Origin of the sequence: Streptomyces sp. NPDC001668 (genome assembly GCF_042893155.1) — a bacterium.
Lineage (GTDB): Bacteria > Actinomycetota > Actinomycetes > Streptomycetales > Streptomycetaceae > Streptomyces.
In genome coordinates this window covers 102,441-116,792 of record NZ_JBIAUQ010000001.1, presented here as the reverse complement: position 1 = coordinate 116,792, position 14,352 = coordinate 102,441, and the positions used below count along the sequence as shown (strand labels likewise).

Genomic DNA, 14,352 nt, shown 5'->3' with positions numbered 1-14,352 from the left:
CGGGACCGGTCGGAGGCTAGAGGTTGCCCCGCCTCTCCTGCTCCCGCTCGATGGCCTCGAACAGGGCCTTGAAGTTGCCCTTGCCGAAGCCCATCGAGCCGTGCCGTTCGATGATCTCGAAGAAGACGGTCGGCTTGTCCTGGACCGGCTTGGTGAAGATCTGCAGCAGATAGCCGTCTTCGTCGCGGTCGGCGAGGATCTTCAGCTCCCGCAGCGTGTCGACCGGCACCCGGGTCTCGCCGACCCACTCGCCGAGGGTGTCGTAGTAGGAGTCGGGGGTGTCGAGGAACTGGACGCCCGCCGCGCGCATGGTCCGCACGGTCCGCACGATGTCGTTGGTGTTCAGCGCGATGTGCTGGACGCCGGCGCCGCCGTAGAACTCCAGGTACTCGTCGATCTGGGACTTCTTCTTGGCGATGGCCGGCTCGTTGATCGGGAACTTCACCTTGAGCGTGCCGTCGGCCACGACCTTCGACATCAGCGCGCTGTACTCGGTGGCGATGTCGTCGCCCACGAACTCCTTCATGTTCGTGAAGCCCATGACCTTGTTGTAGAAGCCGACCCACTCGTTCATCCGGCCGAGCTCGACGTTGCCGACGCAGTGGTCGACGGCCTGGAAGGTGCGGTGGGCGGGGGGTTCGACGATGGGCGCGGCCGCGGCGAACCCGGGCAGGTACGGACCGTCGTAGCCGGTGCGCTCGACCAGGGTGTGGCGGGTCTCGCCGTAGGTGGCGATCGCGGCGAGGACGACCGTGCCGTTCTCGTCCTTCAGCTCGTACGGCTCGGCGACCGAGCGGGCGCCGTGCTCGATCGCGTAGGCGTAGGCGGCACGGGCGTCCGGGACCTCGATGGCGAGGTCGATCACGCCGTCGCCGTGCTCGGCCACGTGCTGGGCGAGGAAGTGGCCCCAGGGGGTGGCGGGCTTGATGACCGAGGTGAACACGAAACGGGCGGAGCCGTTCTCCAGCACGTACGAGGCGGTCTCGCGGCTGCCGTTCTCCGGTCCGGAGTAGGCGACAAGCCGCATGCCGAAGGCGGTCGAGTAGTAGTGCGCGGCCTGCTTGGCGTTGCCGACGGCGAAGACGACCGCGTCCATTCCCTTGACCGGGAAGGGGTCGGCCTGCCGGGCGGTGTCGGGAGTGTGGTGTGTGGTCTGGGTCATGCCCGAAGCCTGGACCTGCTCTGCAAGGTGCGCAATAGTTCGCGTATCCACTGGACAATATGTTCAGCGATACGGCCGTATCGGCGGCCTTTCTGTACAGGATGACCATCTCCCAGGGAGGCCGGCGTGGGCATCGACGAGCTGGACGGGCGGATCATCGTGCTGCTCGCGCGCGAACCGCGGATCGGGGTCCTGGAGATGTCCCGGCGGCTGGGGGTCGCCCGGGGCACCGTGCAGGCGCGCCTCGACCGGCTTCAGTCGAGCGGCGTCATCCGGGGATTCGGCCCGCAGGTCGATCCGGCGGCGCTCGGCTACCCGGTGACCGCGTTCGCCACGCTCCAGATCCGGCAGGGGCAAGGGGCCGACGTACGGGCGCACTTGGCGACCGTGCCGGAGGTGCTGGAGCTGCACACCACGACCGGCAGCGGGGACATGCTGTGCCGCCTCGTGGCCCGCTCCAACGCCGATCTCCAACGGGTGATCGACCGGGTGGTCGGTTTCGACGGGATCGTCCGGGCCGCCACCGCGATCGTCATGGAGAACCCCGTTCCGCTGCGGATCATCCCGTTGGTGCAGCAGGCGAGCGGTCAGGAGTCGCCCGGGGCGTAACGTACAAAGAACCCGTTGCAAAGAACTCTTTGCAACGCTATCTTTGTACGCATGCCGGAAGAGCCCCAGGTACGGAACCTCGACGCCCGTTCACTGCGCGGGCTGGCGCATCCCCTGCGGATGCAGCTGCTGGACGCCCTGCGCTTCGGCGGTCCCGCCACCGCCTCCCAACTCGCCGAGAAACTGGGCGAGTCGAGTGGCGCCACCAGCTACCACCTGCGGCAACTGGCCGCGCACGGCTTCGTGGAGGACGCCCCGGAGCGTGGCAAGGGCCGGGAGCGCTGGTGGAAGGCGGTCCACAAGGGGCTGCGCTTCGACGACGCCCTGCTCACGGACAGCGATCCCGCCGTCCGCGGAGCCGCCGACATGTACCTGCACGAGGTGGCCACCGCCCAGATCCAGAACCTCTCCAACTGGCTGGGCGACCGCGCCACCTGGCCCGAGGAGTGGAACCGCGTCTGGGACATGAGCAGCGCGACGCTACGACTGACCCCCGAGCTGACCAAAGAGCTCATCGAGAAGATGCACGCCCTGGTGGACACCTACCGCGAACGCTCCACCACCGGAGACGACACGGCCCAGGTACGCATCCACACGCACGCCTTCCCCGTCGCCACGGACTGAAAGGGCCCCACCATGCACCCCGACACCCACCTCGCCGCACACCACCTGCGCGCCGCCGACCTCCGTGCCGAGGCCGACGCCTACCGGCTCGCCGCGCAGGCCGGGCGGCCGTACGCCATCAGGACCCGGCTCGGCTGGACCCTCGTCGAGGTCGGACTCCGGCTCGCCTCCCCCAGGCCGGCCCTCGCGCACTAGCAGGCGGGGACGGACCCCTTGCCCGACTCCAGTGCGGTCAGGGCGGTCACCGCCCCCTTCAGGGACGTCACCGGGATCAGCCGCAGGCCCTTCGGCAGTTCCGCCCTCGCGTCGGCGCACTCCTCCTCGGGGACCAGGAACACCGTCGCCCCGTCCCGCCTCGCGGCCTGTGTCTTCAGCGCCACGCCACCCACCGCGCCGACCGTGCCGTCCGCGTCGATCGTGCCCGTCCCGGCGACTTTGCGGCCGCCCGTGAGGTCGCCCCCGCTGCCGTCGCCGTCGAGCTTGTCGATGATCCCCAGGGTGAACAGAAGCCCCGCGCTCGGCCCGCCCACGTCCGCGAGCTTCAGCGTGACCTTGACCTTGTCGCCGCTGAGCTTGAGGTAGTTCAGGGCCGCCTCGGTCGCCGCGTCCTGGGACTCCTTCATCTGCGCGGTGTTGTGCTGCTCGATCTCCTTCACGCTCTGCCCGCTCGGGTAGACCGCGTCGTGGGGCATGACGGCCCGGTCGGTGCGGAACCAGCTGTCGAGGATGTCGCCGAGCGAGACATGGGTGTCGGGCCCGGTCGCCTCGATGGTCGTCATCCGCAGCTGGCCGCTCGTCGTACGGGTCTTCGCCCCGGCGATGGTGATCACCGCCGCGCCCTTGTTGTCGCCGAGGACGTTCGCCGTCATCCCGGGCTGCGCCAGCGCGAACGGCAGTGGCGCGAACAGGGCCGTGGCGACCAGTGCCACGACGGGCAGGGCGCAGACGGCGACGGCCTGGGGGCGCGTGAGGCGTGAGAGCACGGGATCAATCTAACGCGGCGGTCACTTCCGGCCACGCGCCGGTCAGCCCCCGTACAGGTCCCGTCGCGCCCGCGTGAAGCGGCGTAGGACATCGGGCAGCGGTTCGACACCGATGCCCGGGGTGCGCGGTACCGGCAGGTGGCCGTCGGCCAGGACGAACGGCTCGGTGATGTCCTCGGCGAAGTAGCGGGAGGAGGCGGAGGTGTCGCCGGGGAGCGTGAAGCCGGGCAGGGCGGCCAGGGCGAGGTTCGGGGCGCGGCCGATTCCGGTCTCCAGCATGCCGCCGCACCACACCGGCACGCCGTGCGCGCGGGCCACGTCGTGGATGCGGCGGGCCTCCAGATAGCCGCCCACGCGCGCGGGCTTGACGTTCACGACCCGGCACGCGTCCATCGCGATCGCGGAGGCGGTGTCCCGGGCGTTGTGGAGGGACTCGTCGAGGCAGACGGGGGTGGCGATACGGCTCTGGAGGCGCGCGTGGCCGTACAGGTTGTTCTCGTCCAGCGGCTCCTCGATCAGCAGCAGCCCGAACTCGTCGAGCCGCCGCAGGTGTTCGGCGTCCGCGAGCGTGTACGCGGTGTTGGCGTCGACCTGGAGGGGCAGGCCGGCGCCGAAGCGCTCGCGGACGGCCCGTACCGGCTCGAGGTCCCAGCCCGGTTCGATCTTCAGCTTGATCCGGACGTACCCCTCGGCGAGATACCGCTCGACGTCGTCCAGCAGTTCGGCGACCGACTCCTTGATGCCGACCGACACCCCCGCCGGGACCCGCTCGCGCACCGCGCCCAGGTACACCGCGAGCGGCATGCCGTACGACCGCAGCTCCGCGTCCAGCACCGCCGTCTCCAGGGCCGCCTTCGCCAGCTCGTGGCCCTTGATCCCGCTGACGGCGGGCCCGACCAGCGCGGCCGTGAGCGCGGGCAGTGCCGCCACCCTCGGGATCAGGAAGTCCCGCAGCACGAGTTCCGCGCCCGCGACGAACTCCGAGCAGTAGCGCGGCTGCGGGTCGGCGGCGAACTCCGACCAGCCCTCGGCACTGTCCGTGACGACGTGCAGCAGGAAGGTGTCCTTCGTGGTCATCGTGCCGAAGGAGGTACGGAAGGGGCTGACCAGGGGGATCGCCACATGGACGACCTCGACGCGCTCCAGCTTCACGCGGCGGCCTCCTTGGTGAGGGTGTACCAGCCGTCCCGGGACATCCCGGTCGCCCTGAACCCCTGCGCGAACGCCTCCGTGAACACCTCGCGCACGGCCCGCCGCCACCGCAGCGCGAGCGCCGGGTCGGCGGCCCGCAGCTTGACGACGTCGTCCGGGACCCGGCACCAGACGTGCCGGCCGGCGGGGTCGCGGCGGGCGAGGACTCCTCCGTCGGGGGCCTGGTGCGTGGCGGGCGCGGCCTCGCGATCCCCTGGGTCGTACGACGTTCCGGGCGCCGCCAGGTCCCACGTCACCGTCAGCCGGTCACTCTCGTCGCCTGCGTTCACGCCGTCCCGCATGGGGCCGTAGAAGTCCACGAGGTACTCGGTGCCGGCCCCGCCGAGCTTGACCAGGTTGAAGCGGGCGTTGCGGCCCACCAGCGGGTCGAAGGTCCAGCGCATGGTGCGGGCGCCCAGGCCGAGCGCCCAGGCCCGCTGCGCCTGCTTCACCACCTGCCCGAGCCCGGATTCCGCGGCGGTGACCAGGGAGTACACCTCCGCCGACCCCGGCGGCCCGAACACGGCGACACTGGCCCCGGCCAGCCGCTCGCCGTCGTACGCGGCGTGCACCGCGCCGCCCGCGTGGACCAGGCTGTGCAGCACTTCGGCCGGGTAGGGCGGGGCGCTGGGCGCCTGCCAGACCTCGCCGAAGTACGCGCTGACGGCCCCGAGGCCGGGGACGTCGTGGACGGTACGGATGCTCACTTCGCTCATGTGCCGAGTCTCCGGCCCGGTCCACCGCCCCGGGTTGTGCGGCCGTACAAGGCACACATAGGTTTCTTTGCGGATCGGCTAAAGCGGATCGGCTGAAGCATTCCTCTGGGGGCACCATGGACACCTTCACCCTCGGTGACCTCCTGGACCTCGTCGGCGGCACCTCCGTACGGCTGCACACCGCGCCCGCGGGGCTCGCCGCCCCGGTCACGGAGGTCCTTCTCCACGACGCCGACGCCCCGCTCCCGCAGGTGCCGGGCGCGCTGCTGCTGGCGGTCGGAGTGCGGGCGGCCGCGGCCGGGCCGCTGGTGCGGGCGGCCGCGGAGGCCGGGATGACCGGCCTGGTCGTGCGCGGTCCTGATGGGCCGGCGGCCGCAGCGCAGACGTACGGCGTGGCGCTGCTGTCCGTCGCCGAGGACATGGCCTGGCACCAGGCGCACCTGCTGCTGGCCTCGGCGATCGGCGCCCGGCCGGTCCCCTCGGCGGACGGCCACGGTGACCTCTTCGCGCTCGCCGACGCCATCGCGGCGGCGACCGGCGGGGCGACGGCCGTGGAGGACCCCCGCCGGCGGATCCTCGCCTACTCCACGGTCCCCGGCCAGCCGGTCGACGAGGTCCGCCGCCAGGGCATCCTGGGCCTCCAGGTACCGGAGGCCGCGGAGAACAGCGACGAGTACCGGACGCTGTTCGCGGCCGACGGCCCGGTACGGCTGCCCGCGGTGCGGGACGGCGAGCTGCCGCGCCTCGCGGTCGCCGTCCGGGCGGGCGGCGAGACCCTCGGCTCGGTGTGGGTCGTCGACGACGGCACACTCGCGGCGGACGCGGAGGACACACTCGTCCAGGGGGCGTCGACGGCGGCCCTGCTGCTCCTGCGGGCGCGCGCGGCGCGGGAGCTGGCCCGGCACCGCAACAGCGATCTGCTGCGCCGGGTGCTGGACGGCACGGCGGACGCCTCTGCCGGGCGGCTGGGGATGGAGGGCCCGGTGCGGGTGGCCGCCTTCGTCCTGGAAGCGGCCGGCCTTCCGGACGCCGAACAGACCGGACTGCGGCTCCTGGACGTCGTACGGCTGCAGTGCGAGGCCCGGTACGGGCGGCACGCGTGCGTCCTGGTCGACGGGGTGGTGTACGCGTTGCTGCCGGCCCCCGGGGTCCGCCACAAGCGGCTCGCGGAGGACATCGTGGCGCGGGCCGGACAGGCGCTCAGGGTGCCGGTGCGGGCGGGGCTGGGCGAGGTGGTCGCGGGACCCGCGGAGGTGGCCGGGTCACGGGCGGACGCCGATCTGGTGCTGCGGGTGCTGGGACCGTCGCGGCCGGTGGCGACGGTGGAGGAGGTGCGGGCCCGGGTGACACTGCTGCGGCTGACCGAAGTGCTCGGTGAGCAGCGGGAGTTGAGCGCGGGCTCGTGGCGGCGGGTGCTGGCGTACGACGCCGAGCACGGGACGGACTACGCCCGCACGCTGGCCTGCTGGTTCGACGCGGGATGCGACATGGCGGGGGCGGCGAAGCTGCTCGCCGTGCATCCGAACACCGTCCGCTACCGGCTGAAGCAGGTGCGTCAGCAGCTCGGGATCGACCTGGACGACCCCGACGAACGGCTGGTGCTGTGGCTGCAGTTGAGGGTGCTGGCGGGGCTCGGGCCTGGGGCGGCCGGCGGTTGAGGACCGCACATGGCGGCCGACGGGCACCGCACCCGCCCAGGGGCGCGGGGCTGTATCGATATGCGGCTCCGCCGCGTCAGCGCGACCAGCCCCCACCGGACCCGCGGCCGACGACGAACCCGACGAAGCCACACCCCACCGCTCAGCTCAGCGCAGCGCCTCCGCGACCTCGCGGGCCGCGTCCACCACCCTGGGCCCCACCCGTTCCGGCACCGCGTCCGCCAGCATCACGACCCCGACGCTGCCCTCGACCCCGGTGACCCCGAGCAGAGGAGCGGCCGCCCCGCTGGCACCGGCCTCCAGCTCGCCGTGCGTCAGCAGGTAGCCGGGCTCACCGAACCCCTGCTGCCGGGCCGCGAGTATCGCCCGCCCCGCGGCCCCCCGGTCCAGCGGATGCCGGAACCCGGCGCGGTAGGCCACGTGATAGTCGGTCCAGGTGGGCTCCACGACGGCCACGGCCAGCGCCTCCGCACCGTCCACCAGCGTGAGGTGGGCCGTCGCCCCGATGTCCTCCGCGAGGGAGCGCAGCGCGGGCAGCGCGGCCTCCCGTACCAGCGGATGCACCTGCCGTCCGAGCCTGAGCACCCCGAGTCCCACTCGGGCACGGCCGCCCAGATCACGCCGTACGAGGGCGTGCTGCTCCAGCGTGGCCAGCAACCGGTACACCACGGTCCGGTTCACGCCCAGTTTGTTGGAAAGCTCGGTGACGGTGAGCCCGTGGTCCGTGTCGGCCAGGAGCTTGAGGACACGCAGTCCCCGGTCAAGCGTCTGAGAGGTCTCCGCGGTCACGACGCCCACTCCTCCAAGTGGTGAGGTCGGCAGCCCCCTCGCGGCGGATGCGTCACCGAGTCCCGTCAGTGACGCGCTTCAGAGGCCGCCGATCGGCCGGCGGCCCGGTCTCTTTCCGGGCCGCGTCGCTTCACGGCTGCGCTCCGCGGCGGCGCTGCCACGGGGCGTGTGCGTAGCGGGACAGTAGCGAAGCGGGTTCGCTCAGCGGAAGCCTCCGTCCAGAATCCGGGCAGCGGCCGGTACGGACGACTCCGTTTGTCCTGATACGTACGGTGTGACAGCCGCCGGGCATGAGCGGACGCGGTGGTCACCGCATCCGGGTGGCCCACTCCTGCACCTTGGCGATCCGCTGCCGCAGCTGCCCGGCCGTGGCCTCGGCGCTCGGCGGCCCGCCGCACACCCGGCGCAGCTCGGTGTGGATCACTCCGTGGGGCTTGCCGCTCTGGTGGACGTACGCGCTGACCATGGTGTTGAGCTGCTTGCGCAGCTCCATCATCTCCTTGTGCGAGACGACGGGCCGCCGTTCGGCGGGCAGTTCGAGCAGGTCCGCCTCGGAGTCCGGCTTCTTGCGGCTGTGCGCGATCTGCCGGGCCTGCCGCTTCTGGAGGAGGAGCTGCACCTGATCGGGTTCCAGCAGTCCCGGGATGCCGAGGTAGTCCTGCTCCTCCTCGCTTCCCGGGTGGGCCTGCATGCCGAACTCGGCGCCGTCGTACAGCACCCGGTCGAAGACGGCCTCGGACTCCAGCGCCTCGAAGGCGAACTGCTCCTGCTCGCCGGTGTCCTCGTCCTCCTCCTTGTTCGCCTCCTCCATCTCCTTCTCGGACTCGGCGTACGGGTCCTCCTCGCCGTCCTTCTTCGGCTTGTCGAGGGCGTGGTCGCGCTCGACCTCCATCTCGTTGGCGAAGGTGAGGAGGTCCGGGACGGTCGGGAGGAAGACGGAGGCGGTCTCGCCGCGCCGCCGGGACCGTACGAAACGGCCGACGGCCTGCGCGAAGAAGAGGGGTGTGGAGATGGTGGTGGCGTACACCCCGACGGCGAGCCGCGGCACGTCGACGCCCTCGGACACCATCCGCACCGCGACCATCCACCGGTCGTTGCTCTCGCTGAAGTCGTCGATCCTCTTCGAGGCGCCGGCGTCGTCGGACAGGACGAGGGTCGCCTTGTTGCCGGTGATCTCGCGGATCAGCTTGGCGTAGGCGCGCGCGGAGTCCTGGTCGGAGGCGATGACGAGGGCACCGGCGTCCGGGATGGCCTTCCTGACCTCGGTGAGCCGCTGGTCGGCGGCGCGCAGCACGCTCGGCATCCACTCACCGCGCGGGTCCAGCGCAGTACGCCAGGCCTGGCTGATCGCGTCCTTGGTCATGGGCTCGCCGAGCCGCGCGGCGATCTCGTCCCCCGCCTTCGTCCGCCACCGCATCTGCCCGCTGTAGGACAGGAAGATGACGGGCCGCACGACATGGTCGGCGAGCGCGTTGCCGTACCCGTAGGTGTAGTCGGCCGCCGAGCGGCGGATGCCGTCGTTGCCCTCCTCGTACGTCACGAAGGGGATCGGGTTGGTGTCGGACCGGAACGGCGTACCGGTGAGCGCGAGCCGGCGCGTGGCGGGCTCGAAGGCCTCGAGGCACGCCTCGCCCCAGGACTTGGAGTCACCGGCGTGGTGGATCTCGTCGAGGATGACCAGGGTCTTGCGCTGCTCGACGCGGTTGCGGTGCAGCATGGGCCGTACGCCCACACCCGCGTAGGTGACGGCGACCCCGTGGTAGTCCTTGCCGAGCGGCCCGGCGCTGTACTCGGGATCCAGCTTGATCCCTATCCGCGCGGCCGCCTCGGCCCACTGCTTCTTCAGATGCTCGGTCGGCGCGACGACCGTCACCTGCTGCACGACATGGTGGTGCAGCAGCCAGGACGCGAGCGTGAGCGCGAAGGTCGTCTTGCCGGCGCCCGGCGTCGCGACGGCCAGGAAGTCACGCGGCTGCTCCTGGATGTACTTCTCCATCGCCCCCTGCTGCCAGGCACGCAGCTTGCTGGCGGTACCCCAGGGGGCCCGGCCGGGGAAGGCGGGGGAAAGGTGGTGCTGGGAGGAGGCGGCGGTGGTAGTCACGGTCTCCGTAACAGGGTCGAGCGGCTCGGCGGTCTCTTCGGCTGGGTATGACGACCGGGTCACCCTACCGGCGGGCGGGTCGGGTCAGGGCGCGGACGGGGCCGGGGCGCCGCTGGGTGGGACCGAGGTCACAGTTCTTGTGCGACGCGCGCAGACGGGCTGCGATCTTGGGCATGGAGCCGGGTCGTCACCCACGCCCCGACCAGGGCCACCGCCGCCATCGGCAGGAACACCGCGGCGAAGGCCGCCGGATGCTGTGCCCCGGACGCCGTGGCCGCGGTGGCCGTCGTGGCCGCAGTGGCCGCAGTGTCCGCAGTGGCGGCGGTATGGCTCACCGCGCCCCCGCCCAGTGCCGCGAACGCCGCTCCGCCCGCCGCCAGCAGCACCGAGTTCGCGAGGCCGTCGGAGATCTGGAGGGCGGCGGAGTTGGTACCGGCCTCCTCGGGGGCGGACAGCTGCAGCAGGAGCACACTGGTGGAGGAGATCACCAGCCCCATCCCGAAGCAGCCGAACCCCCAGGCGACCGCGACGGTCCACACAGGCACGGAGTGCACCAGCACACTCGGCGCGGCGGCGATCGCGGCCGCGACCAGCACCATCCCCGCGGTCATCAGACGCTCCCGGTACGGCTCCACCCGCGCCCGCGACTGCACCCACGACCCCAGCGCCCACGTGACGCCACCCGCCGCCAGCGAGAACCCGGCCAGCGTCGGCGACAGCCCCCGCTGGGTGACCAGCATCAACGGCACGAAGGACTCGGCGGCCACGAAGGACCCCGCGGCGACCCCGCGCAACAGCACGACGGAGGGCAGTCCGCGCACCGCCCGGTACGTGCCGCGCGGGAGCAGCCCGAGCACGGCCGGCACAAGCAGCGCGGTGCCCGCGAGGCCGGGGAGCAGGGAGAGGGGGCGCAGGTCCTGGGCGGCGTACTGGAGGAGTCCAACGCCCAGGGAGATGCCGAGGGCGAGCCGGATGCGGCGCCGGTCGAAGGAGGCCTGTCCGTGGGTGTCGTCGACCGGGCCGGACGCCCGCCGCCGTATCTGTGGAAGGGCGAGCACCAGCGGAAAGACCACCAGTACCGGAATCCCGACGAACACCCACCGCCACCCGAGATGCTCGGTCACCGCACCGGCCGCGAGCGGCCCCACGATCGACGGCACCACCCAGCCCGCCGCGAACGCCGCCATGATCGCGGGCCGCAGCCGCTCGGGGTAGGCCCGCCCGACCACGACGTACAGGGCGACGATGACGAGCCCGCCCCCGAACCCCTGCACGGCCCGCCCGACGATGAACAGCCACATCACGCCGGCCGTCCCGGACAGCAGCAGCCCGGCCCCGAAGGCGGCGATCCCGGCGGTCAACGCGCCGAGCGGCCCCCGACGGTCCGCCCACTGCCCGGCGAGCACCATCCCGAACAGGCTGGTGGTGAAGTACCCGGAGAACGCGAACGCGTAGAGCGCGACCCCGTCCAACTCCCGCGCGGCAACCGGCATGGCGGTCCCCACGGCGGTCGCCTCGAACGCGATCAACAGCACGACGGACACGATGCCTACGCTCAACGCCCGGTACGAACGCCCCAGCACCCCCTCCTCTCCCTCTCGACCGGACGGGACCTCAGAGTCATCGGTGACACCGGCGTCACGCGGTTCCAGCACAGCCATGCCCGCCAGGGTAAGGGCCATATCCCAGGTTGACCCCTGTCAAAAGCCCGTCCGGCCCTGAGACCTTGGTCGTACGACCACGAGCCGGCCCGATGCGGTTCATGAACGGCGTGTGGCAGTCCCGTTGCAGCGCCCGCGGTTCCCTTGAGCCCTCCCCCCACAGCCCCCTACGGTCAAGTCACCGGGTTACCCCGGCCGTGTGCCCGAGTGGCTCAGGGACTCGCCCGCGCTGCATCCATCAGCGAGCTCCGCTCGCGGGGAGTTACGCGGGTTCGATCCCCGCCCCACCAGGGAGACACGACCGAACTCCGGTGATGGCCGTGTGCCCGAGTGGTTCAGGGACTCGCCTGCAAAGCGAGTTACGCGGGTTCGATTCCCGCCACGGCCTCTGTAGTGAAGGGGCGGCATCTCGTTCAAGGTGCCGCCCCTTCCGCTGCGCGGCGTCCTAGGCTTGCGGCCGGCAGTGGCTGTGAGTGAGGAGTGCGGGCGTGGTCGACGGTGTGGCGGAGCCTCCCTTTTCCGATGCGGTCCGGGCCGATCAGGCGCCCGCTCCGCACGCGTTGCTGGGGCCCGTGCTCGGGTTTCTCGGGGTGTGGCGCGGACGGGGGCGGGGTGGGTATCCGACGCTGGACGGGGACTTCGCGTATGCACAGGAGGTCAGTTTCCGTCACGACGGGCGTCCCTTTCTGCGGTACGAGGCCCGGGCCTGGCTGGTCGACGGTGACGGGGTGCCTGTGCGGCCCGCGGCCAGGGAGAGCGGGTGGTGGCGGCTGCAGTCGGGCGGCCGGGTGGAGGCGCTGGTCACCCAGCCCACCGGCATCACCGAGATCCTGGTCGGGCACGTCACAGAGGGCGCCGTCGATCTCGCCACGCATGCCGTGGCGCTGACACCCACCGCCAAGGACGTCACCGCCACCCGTCGCCGCTACACCCTCGCCGACGGGGACACCTTCACGTTCGTCCACGACCTCGCAGCCGTCGGGCAGCCCCTGCAGCATCACCTGTCGGCGACTCTGCGCCGCGCGGAAGCTCAGAGCACCCCGCCCGCCTCGTCCTGGAACAGCTCCGTCCAGTAGTGCCAGTCCGCGTCCGTCGTCGTGCCCGTGGGGTCGATGGTGGACAGGGCCCGGATCATCGTCTTGGCGACCTGGGCGTACAGGGTGTTCGTCAGTTCGTGGGCGAGTGACTCGTCTATCCGGCGCTCCCGGTGCAGGAGCCAGAGGGTGAAGGCGAGGGTGGAGATGTCGGTGTTCAGGGGGTGGAGCGTGCCCTCGCGTTCGCTCCAGTTCAGGACCGCTCCCGTCGCGCCGTCGACGACCAGGGTGTTGTCCTCGATCAGGTGGCCGAGGACGATCAGGTGTTCGGCGCGGGGCGGGAGGGCGACCAGCCGGTCGGCCTGGTGTTCCGCGAGGGTCGGGAGCGGGGCGTCCGGGTCGGTGTGGAAGAGGACGCCGTCCTCGGGCAGGCCCGTCTCCGCGAGGAAGCGGCGGGTCGGCGCGTGCGTGAGCGTGGACGGGAAGTCGATGTCCTCGAAGCGGGCGACCCGGTTCCGGCCGAACTCGTGGTCCAGGAGGCGTGGCGGAAGGTCCAGGGCCAGACCGGAGTCCGTGCCCGGGCCCGCGACCAGGGCCAGGGGGCGGATCAGGGCCGCGATCTTCCAGAACGTCGGCACCTCGCCGCCCGTGCCCTCCTCGAACACCGTCATCAGCTGACGCGTCGCGTCCTCCACCGCCGTAGGACCGAAGCGGCCGGCGTACGCGGCGAACTGGCCGCGCACCTCCGTCAGTTCGTCCGTCGCCGTCGCGAAGCGGACCAGGGTGGGGAGGGAGGGCGCCAGGGGGGTGCGGTCCGTCAGGCCGGGGCGGGCGTGGAAGAACGCCGTCGTGGAGACCTCGCCGGTGACGCCGTCGAGCAGGACCGACTCCGTCTCCCTGCCCCCCAGGTCCGTGAGTCCGCCTATGACCAGCTGGCCGCGCAGTTCCTCGCTGAGCCGCCCGCCCGGGTCGTCCGTCGTGTCCGCCACCGTCCGCAGGCCCGCGCGGCGCAGTTCCTCGAAGGTGAACAGGTCGCTGGCGCCGGGCAGTCCGGGGCCGCTGAGCCAGCCGCGGGTCGGGGCATGCGTGATGTACGGGTGCAGTTCGTCCTCGGTGAGTCTGATCGCCGGTACGGCGGTTTCGGTCGTGCTCATGGCTCCCCCGTGTGCTTCGTACGCAGTCCCCTGGCCGGGCACGGCACGGCGAACCCGCCGGGTCTGCGCTCGTCCCCCACTGCTCGAAACACTACGCGCCGCCACTGACAACGCCCCCGTACCAAGGAGACGTCAGAGCACCCGCGCGCGTTCCCACCCCGCGAGCATCGCCTCCACCGTCTGTGCGGGGGTCTGCGCGGAGGTGTCCAGCCACAGCCCGATCGGCGGGGTCGACTCCCGCAGCGCATCGTCCAGCGCGGCGATCGTCCAGGCCTCGCCGTCGTAGCCCGTCTTCGCCCGGCCTGCCTCCCGGGCCGCCACGGTCCTGGGGTCCGGCGCCAGGACCACGACGTACAGCGGCCGGGTCCGGACCAGTCCCACCCACGCCGTCAGGTCCTCGCCCAGGACGACGTCCTGCACGACCGCCGTGAACCCGGCCTCGGCGTACGCGTCCGCGGTCGCCGCCGACAGCCGGTGGCGCAGGCGGAGTTGGGCGGACGCCTCCTCGGAGGCCCCGGGTACGTACTCCTCGCGGCCCGACACGATCATCCGCCGGAACACGTCCCCGCGCACATGCGCCGCCCTCGGCAACCGCTCGGCCAGTGCCTGCGCGACCGTCGACTTCCCGGCCGCCATCACGCCGGTGACGAGCACGACGCCGCGCATCAGG

General features: G+C 72.0%; 14 protein-coding genes and 1 tRNA gene. 6 read left to right on the top strand and 9 right to left on the bottom strand.

Going from position 1 to position 14,352, the window contains the following annotated elements:
• Positions 1–16: 16 nt before the first annotated feature.
• Positions 17–1,162, bottom strand: coding sequence for a 4-hydroxyphenylpyruvate dioxygenase (gene hppD, locus ACFYZ8_RS00515; RefSeq protein ID WP_359030531.1), 1,146 nt, complete (start codon positions 1,160–1,162; stop codon positions 17–19).
• Positions 1,163–1,288: 126 nt separating this feature from the next.
• Here hppD and ACFYZ8_RS00510 point away from each other — a divergent pair, with 126 nt between their 5' ends.
• From ACFYZ8_RS00510 to ACFYZ8_RS00500, 3 genes are read left to right on the top strand one after another with little or no spacing between them, the layout of a single operon-like run.
• Entirely contained in the window at positions 1,289–1,771 is a 483-nt protein-coding gene (locus ACFYZ8_RS00510; RefSeq protein ID WP_359030532.1) for an Lrp/AsnC family transcriptional regulator, read from the top strand.
• Positions 1,772–1,822: 51 nt separating this feature from the next.
• Positions 1,823–2,395 carry a helix-turn-helix domain-containing protein gene (locus ACFYZ8_RS00505; protein WP_359030533.1) on the top strand — a complete coding sequence of 191 codons (573 nt, stop codon included), beginning with the start codon at positions 1,823–1,825 and terminating at the stop codon, positions 2,393–2,395.
• A 12-nt stretch (positions 2,396–2,407) separates the two neighbouring features.
• On the top strand, positions 2,408–2,590 hold the full coding sequence (locus ACFYZ8_RS00500; RefSeq protein ID WP_359030534.1) for a hypothetical protein: 183 nt from the start codon (positions 2,408–2,410) through the stop codon (positions 2,588–2,590).
• On the opposite strand, the gene ACFYZ8_RS00495 is transcribed toward ACFYZ8_RS00500, so the two are convergent.
• From ACFYZ8_RS00495 to ACFYZ8_RS00485, 3 genes are read right to left on the bottom strand one after another with little or no spacing between them, the layout of a single operon-like run.
• Positions 2,587–3,378 carry a S16 family serine protease gene (locus ACFYZ8_RS00495; RefSeq protein WP_359030535.1) on the bottom strand — a complete coding sequence of 264 codons (792 nt, stop codon included), beginning with the start codon at positions 3,376–3,378 and terminating at the stop codon, positions 2,587–2,589. The genes ACFYZ8_RS00500 and ACFYZ8_RS00495 overlap by 4 nt on opposite strands.
• Before the next feature lie 42 nt (positions 3,379–3,420).
• Complete coding sequence (menC, locus tag ACFYZ8_RS00490) at positions 3,421–4,530, bottom strand: o-succinylbenzoate synthase (RefSeq protein ID WP_388542038.1); 1,110 nt, start codon at positions 4,528–4,530, stop codon at positions 3,421–3,423.
• Positions 4,527–5,285, bottom strand: a complete 759-nt coding sequence (locus ACFYZ8_RS00485; RefSeq protein ID WP_388542040.1) for a chorismate synthase — start codon at positions 5,283–5,285, stop codon at positions 4,527–4,529. The genes menC and ACFYZ8_RS00485 overlap by 4 nt, the downstream gene beginning before the upstream one ends.
• Before the next feature lie 116 nt (positions 5,286–5,401).
• On the opposite strand from ACFYZ8_RS00485, the gene ACFYZ8_RS00480 reads away from it, so the two are divergent.
• A complete protein-coding gene (locus ACFYZ8_RS00480; protein ID WP_359030538.1) occupies positions 5,402–6,943 on the top strand; it encodes a helix-turn-helix domain-containing protein in 1,542 nt (513 codons plus the stop codon).
• A gap of 147 nt (positions 6,944–7,090) precedes the next feature.
• On the opposite strand, the gene ACFYZ8_RS00475 is transcribed toward ACFYZ8_RS00480, so the two are convergent.
• The 3 genes from ACFYZ8_RS00475 to ACFYZ8_RS00465 form a co-directional block, all read right to left on the bottom strand.
• Complete coding sequence (locus ACFYZ8_RS00475; protein WP_355748356.1) at positions 7,091–7,732, bottom strand: helix-turn-helix domain-containing protein; 642 nt, start codon at positions 7,730–7,732, stop codon at positions 7,091–7,093.
• 307 nt (positions 7,733–8,039) lie between these two features.
• Positions 8,040–9,833 (bottom strand): DEAD/DEAH box helicase, encoded by a 1,794-nt coding sequence (locus tag ACFYZ8_RS00470; protein WP_359030539.1) that lies wholly within the window; start codon positions 9,831–9,833, stop codon positions 8,040–8,042.
• Positions 9,834–9,961: 128 nt separating this feature from the next.
• The gene (locus ACFYZ8_RS00465; protein WP_388542042.1) at positions 9,962–11,494 is read right to left on the bottom strand and encodes an MFS transporter; all 1,533 of its coding nucleotides are present in this window, start codon (positions 11,492–11,494) and stop codon (positions 9,962–9,964) included.
• Positions 11,495–11,810: 316 nt separating this feature from the next.
• Here ACFYZ8_RS00465 and ACFYZ8_RS00460 point away from each other — a divergent pair.
• Positions 11,811–11,882: transfer RNA gene (locus tag ACFYZ8_RS00460), tRNA-Cys, on the top strand.
• A gap of 100 nt (positions 11,883–11,982) precedes the next feature.
• On the top strand, positions 11,983–12,570 hold the full coding sequence (locus tag ACFYZ8_RS00455; RefSeq protein ID WP_388542044.1) for an FABP family protein: 588 nt from the start codon (positions 11,983–11,985) through the stop codon (positions 12,568–12,570).
• Here ACFYZ8_RS00455 and ACFYZ8_RS00450 read toward each other — a convergent pair.
• Positions 12,525–13,682, bottom strand: a complete 1,158-nt coding sequence (locus tag ACFYZ8_RS00450; protein WP_359030546.1) for an SUKH-4 family immunity protein — start codon at positions 13,680–13,682, stop codon at positions 12,525–12,527. The genes ACFYZ8_RS00455 and ACFYZ8_RS00450 overlap by 46 nt on opposite strands.
• 132 nt (positions 13,683–13,814) lie before the next feature.
• Positions 13,815–14,348: an AAA family ATPase gene (locus tag ACFYZ8_RS00445; protein ID WP_388542046.1), complete on the bottom strand. Its 534-nt coding sequence runs from the start codon at positions 14,346–14,348 to the stop codon at positions 13,815–13,817.
• Between the last annotated feature and the right edge of the window lie 4 nt (positions 14,349–14,352).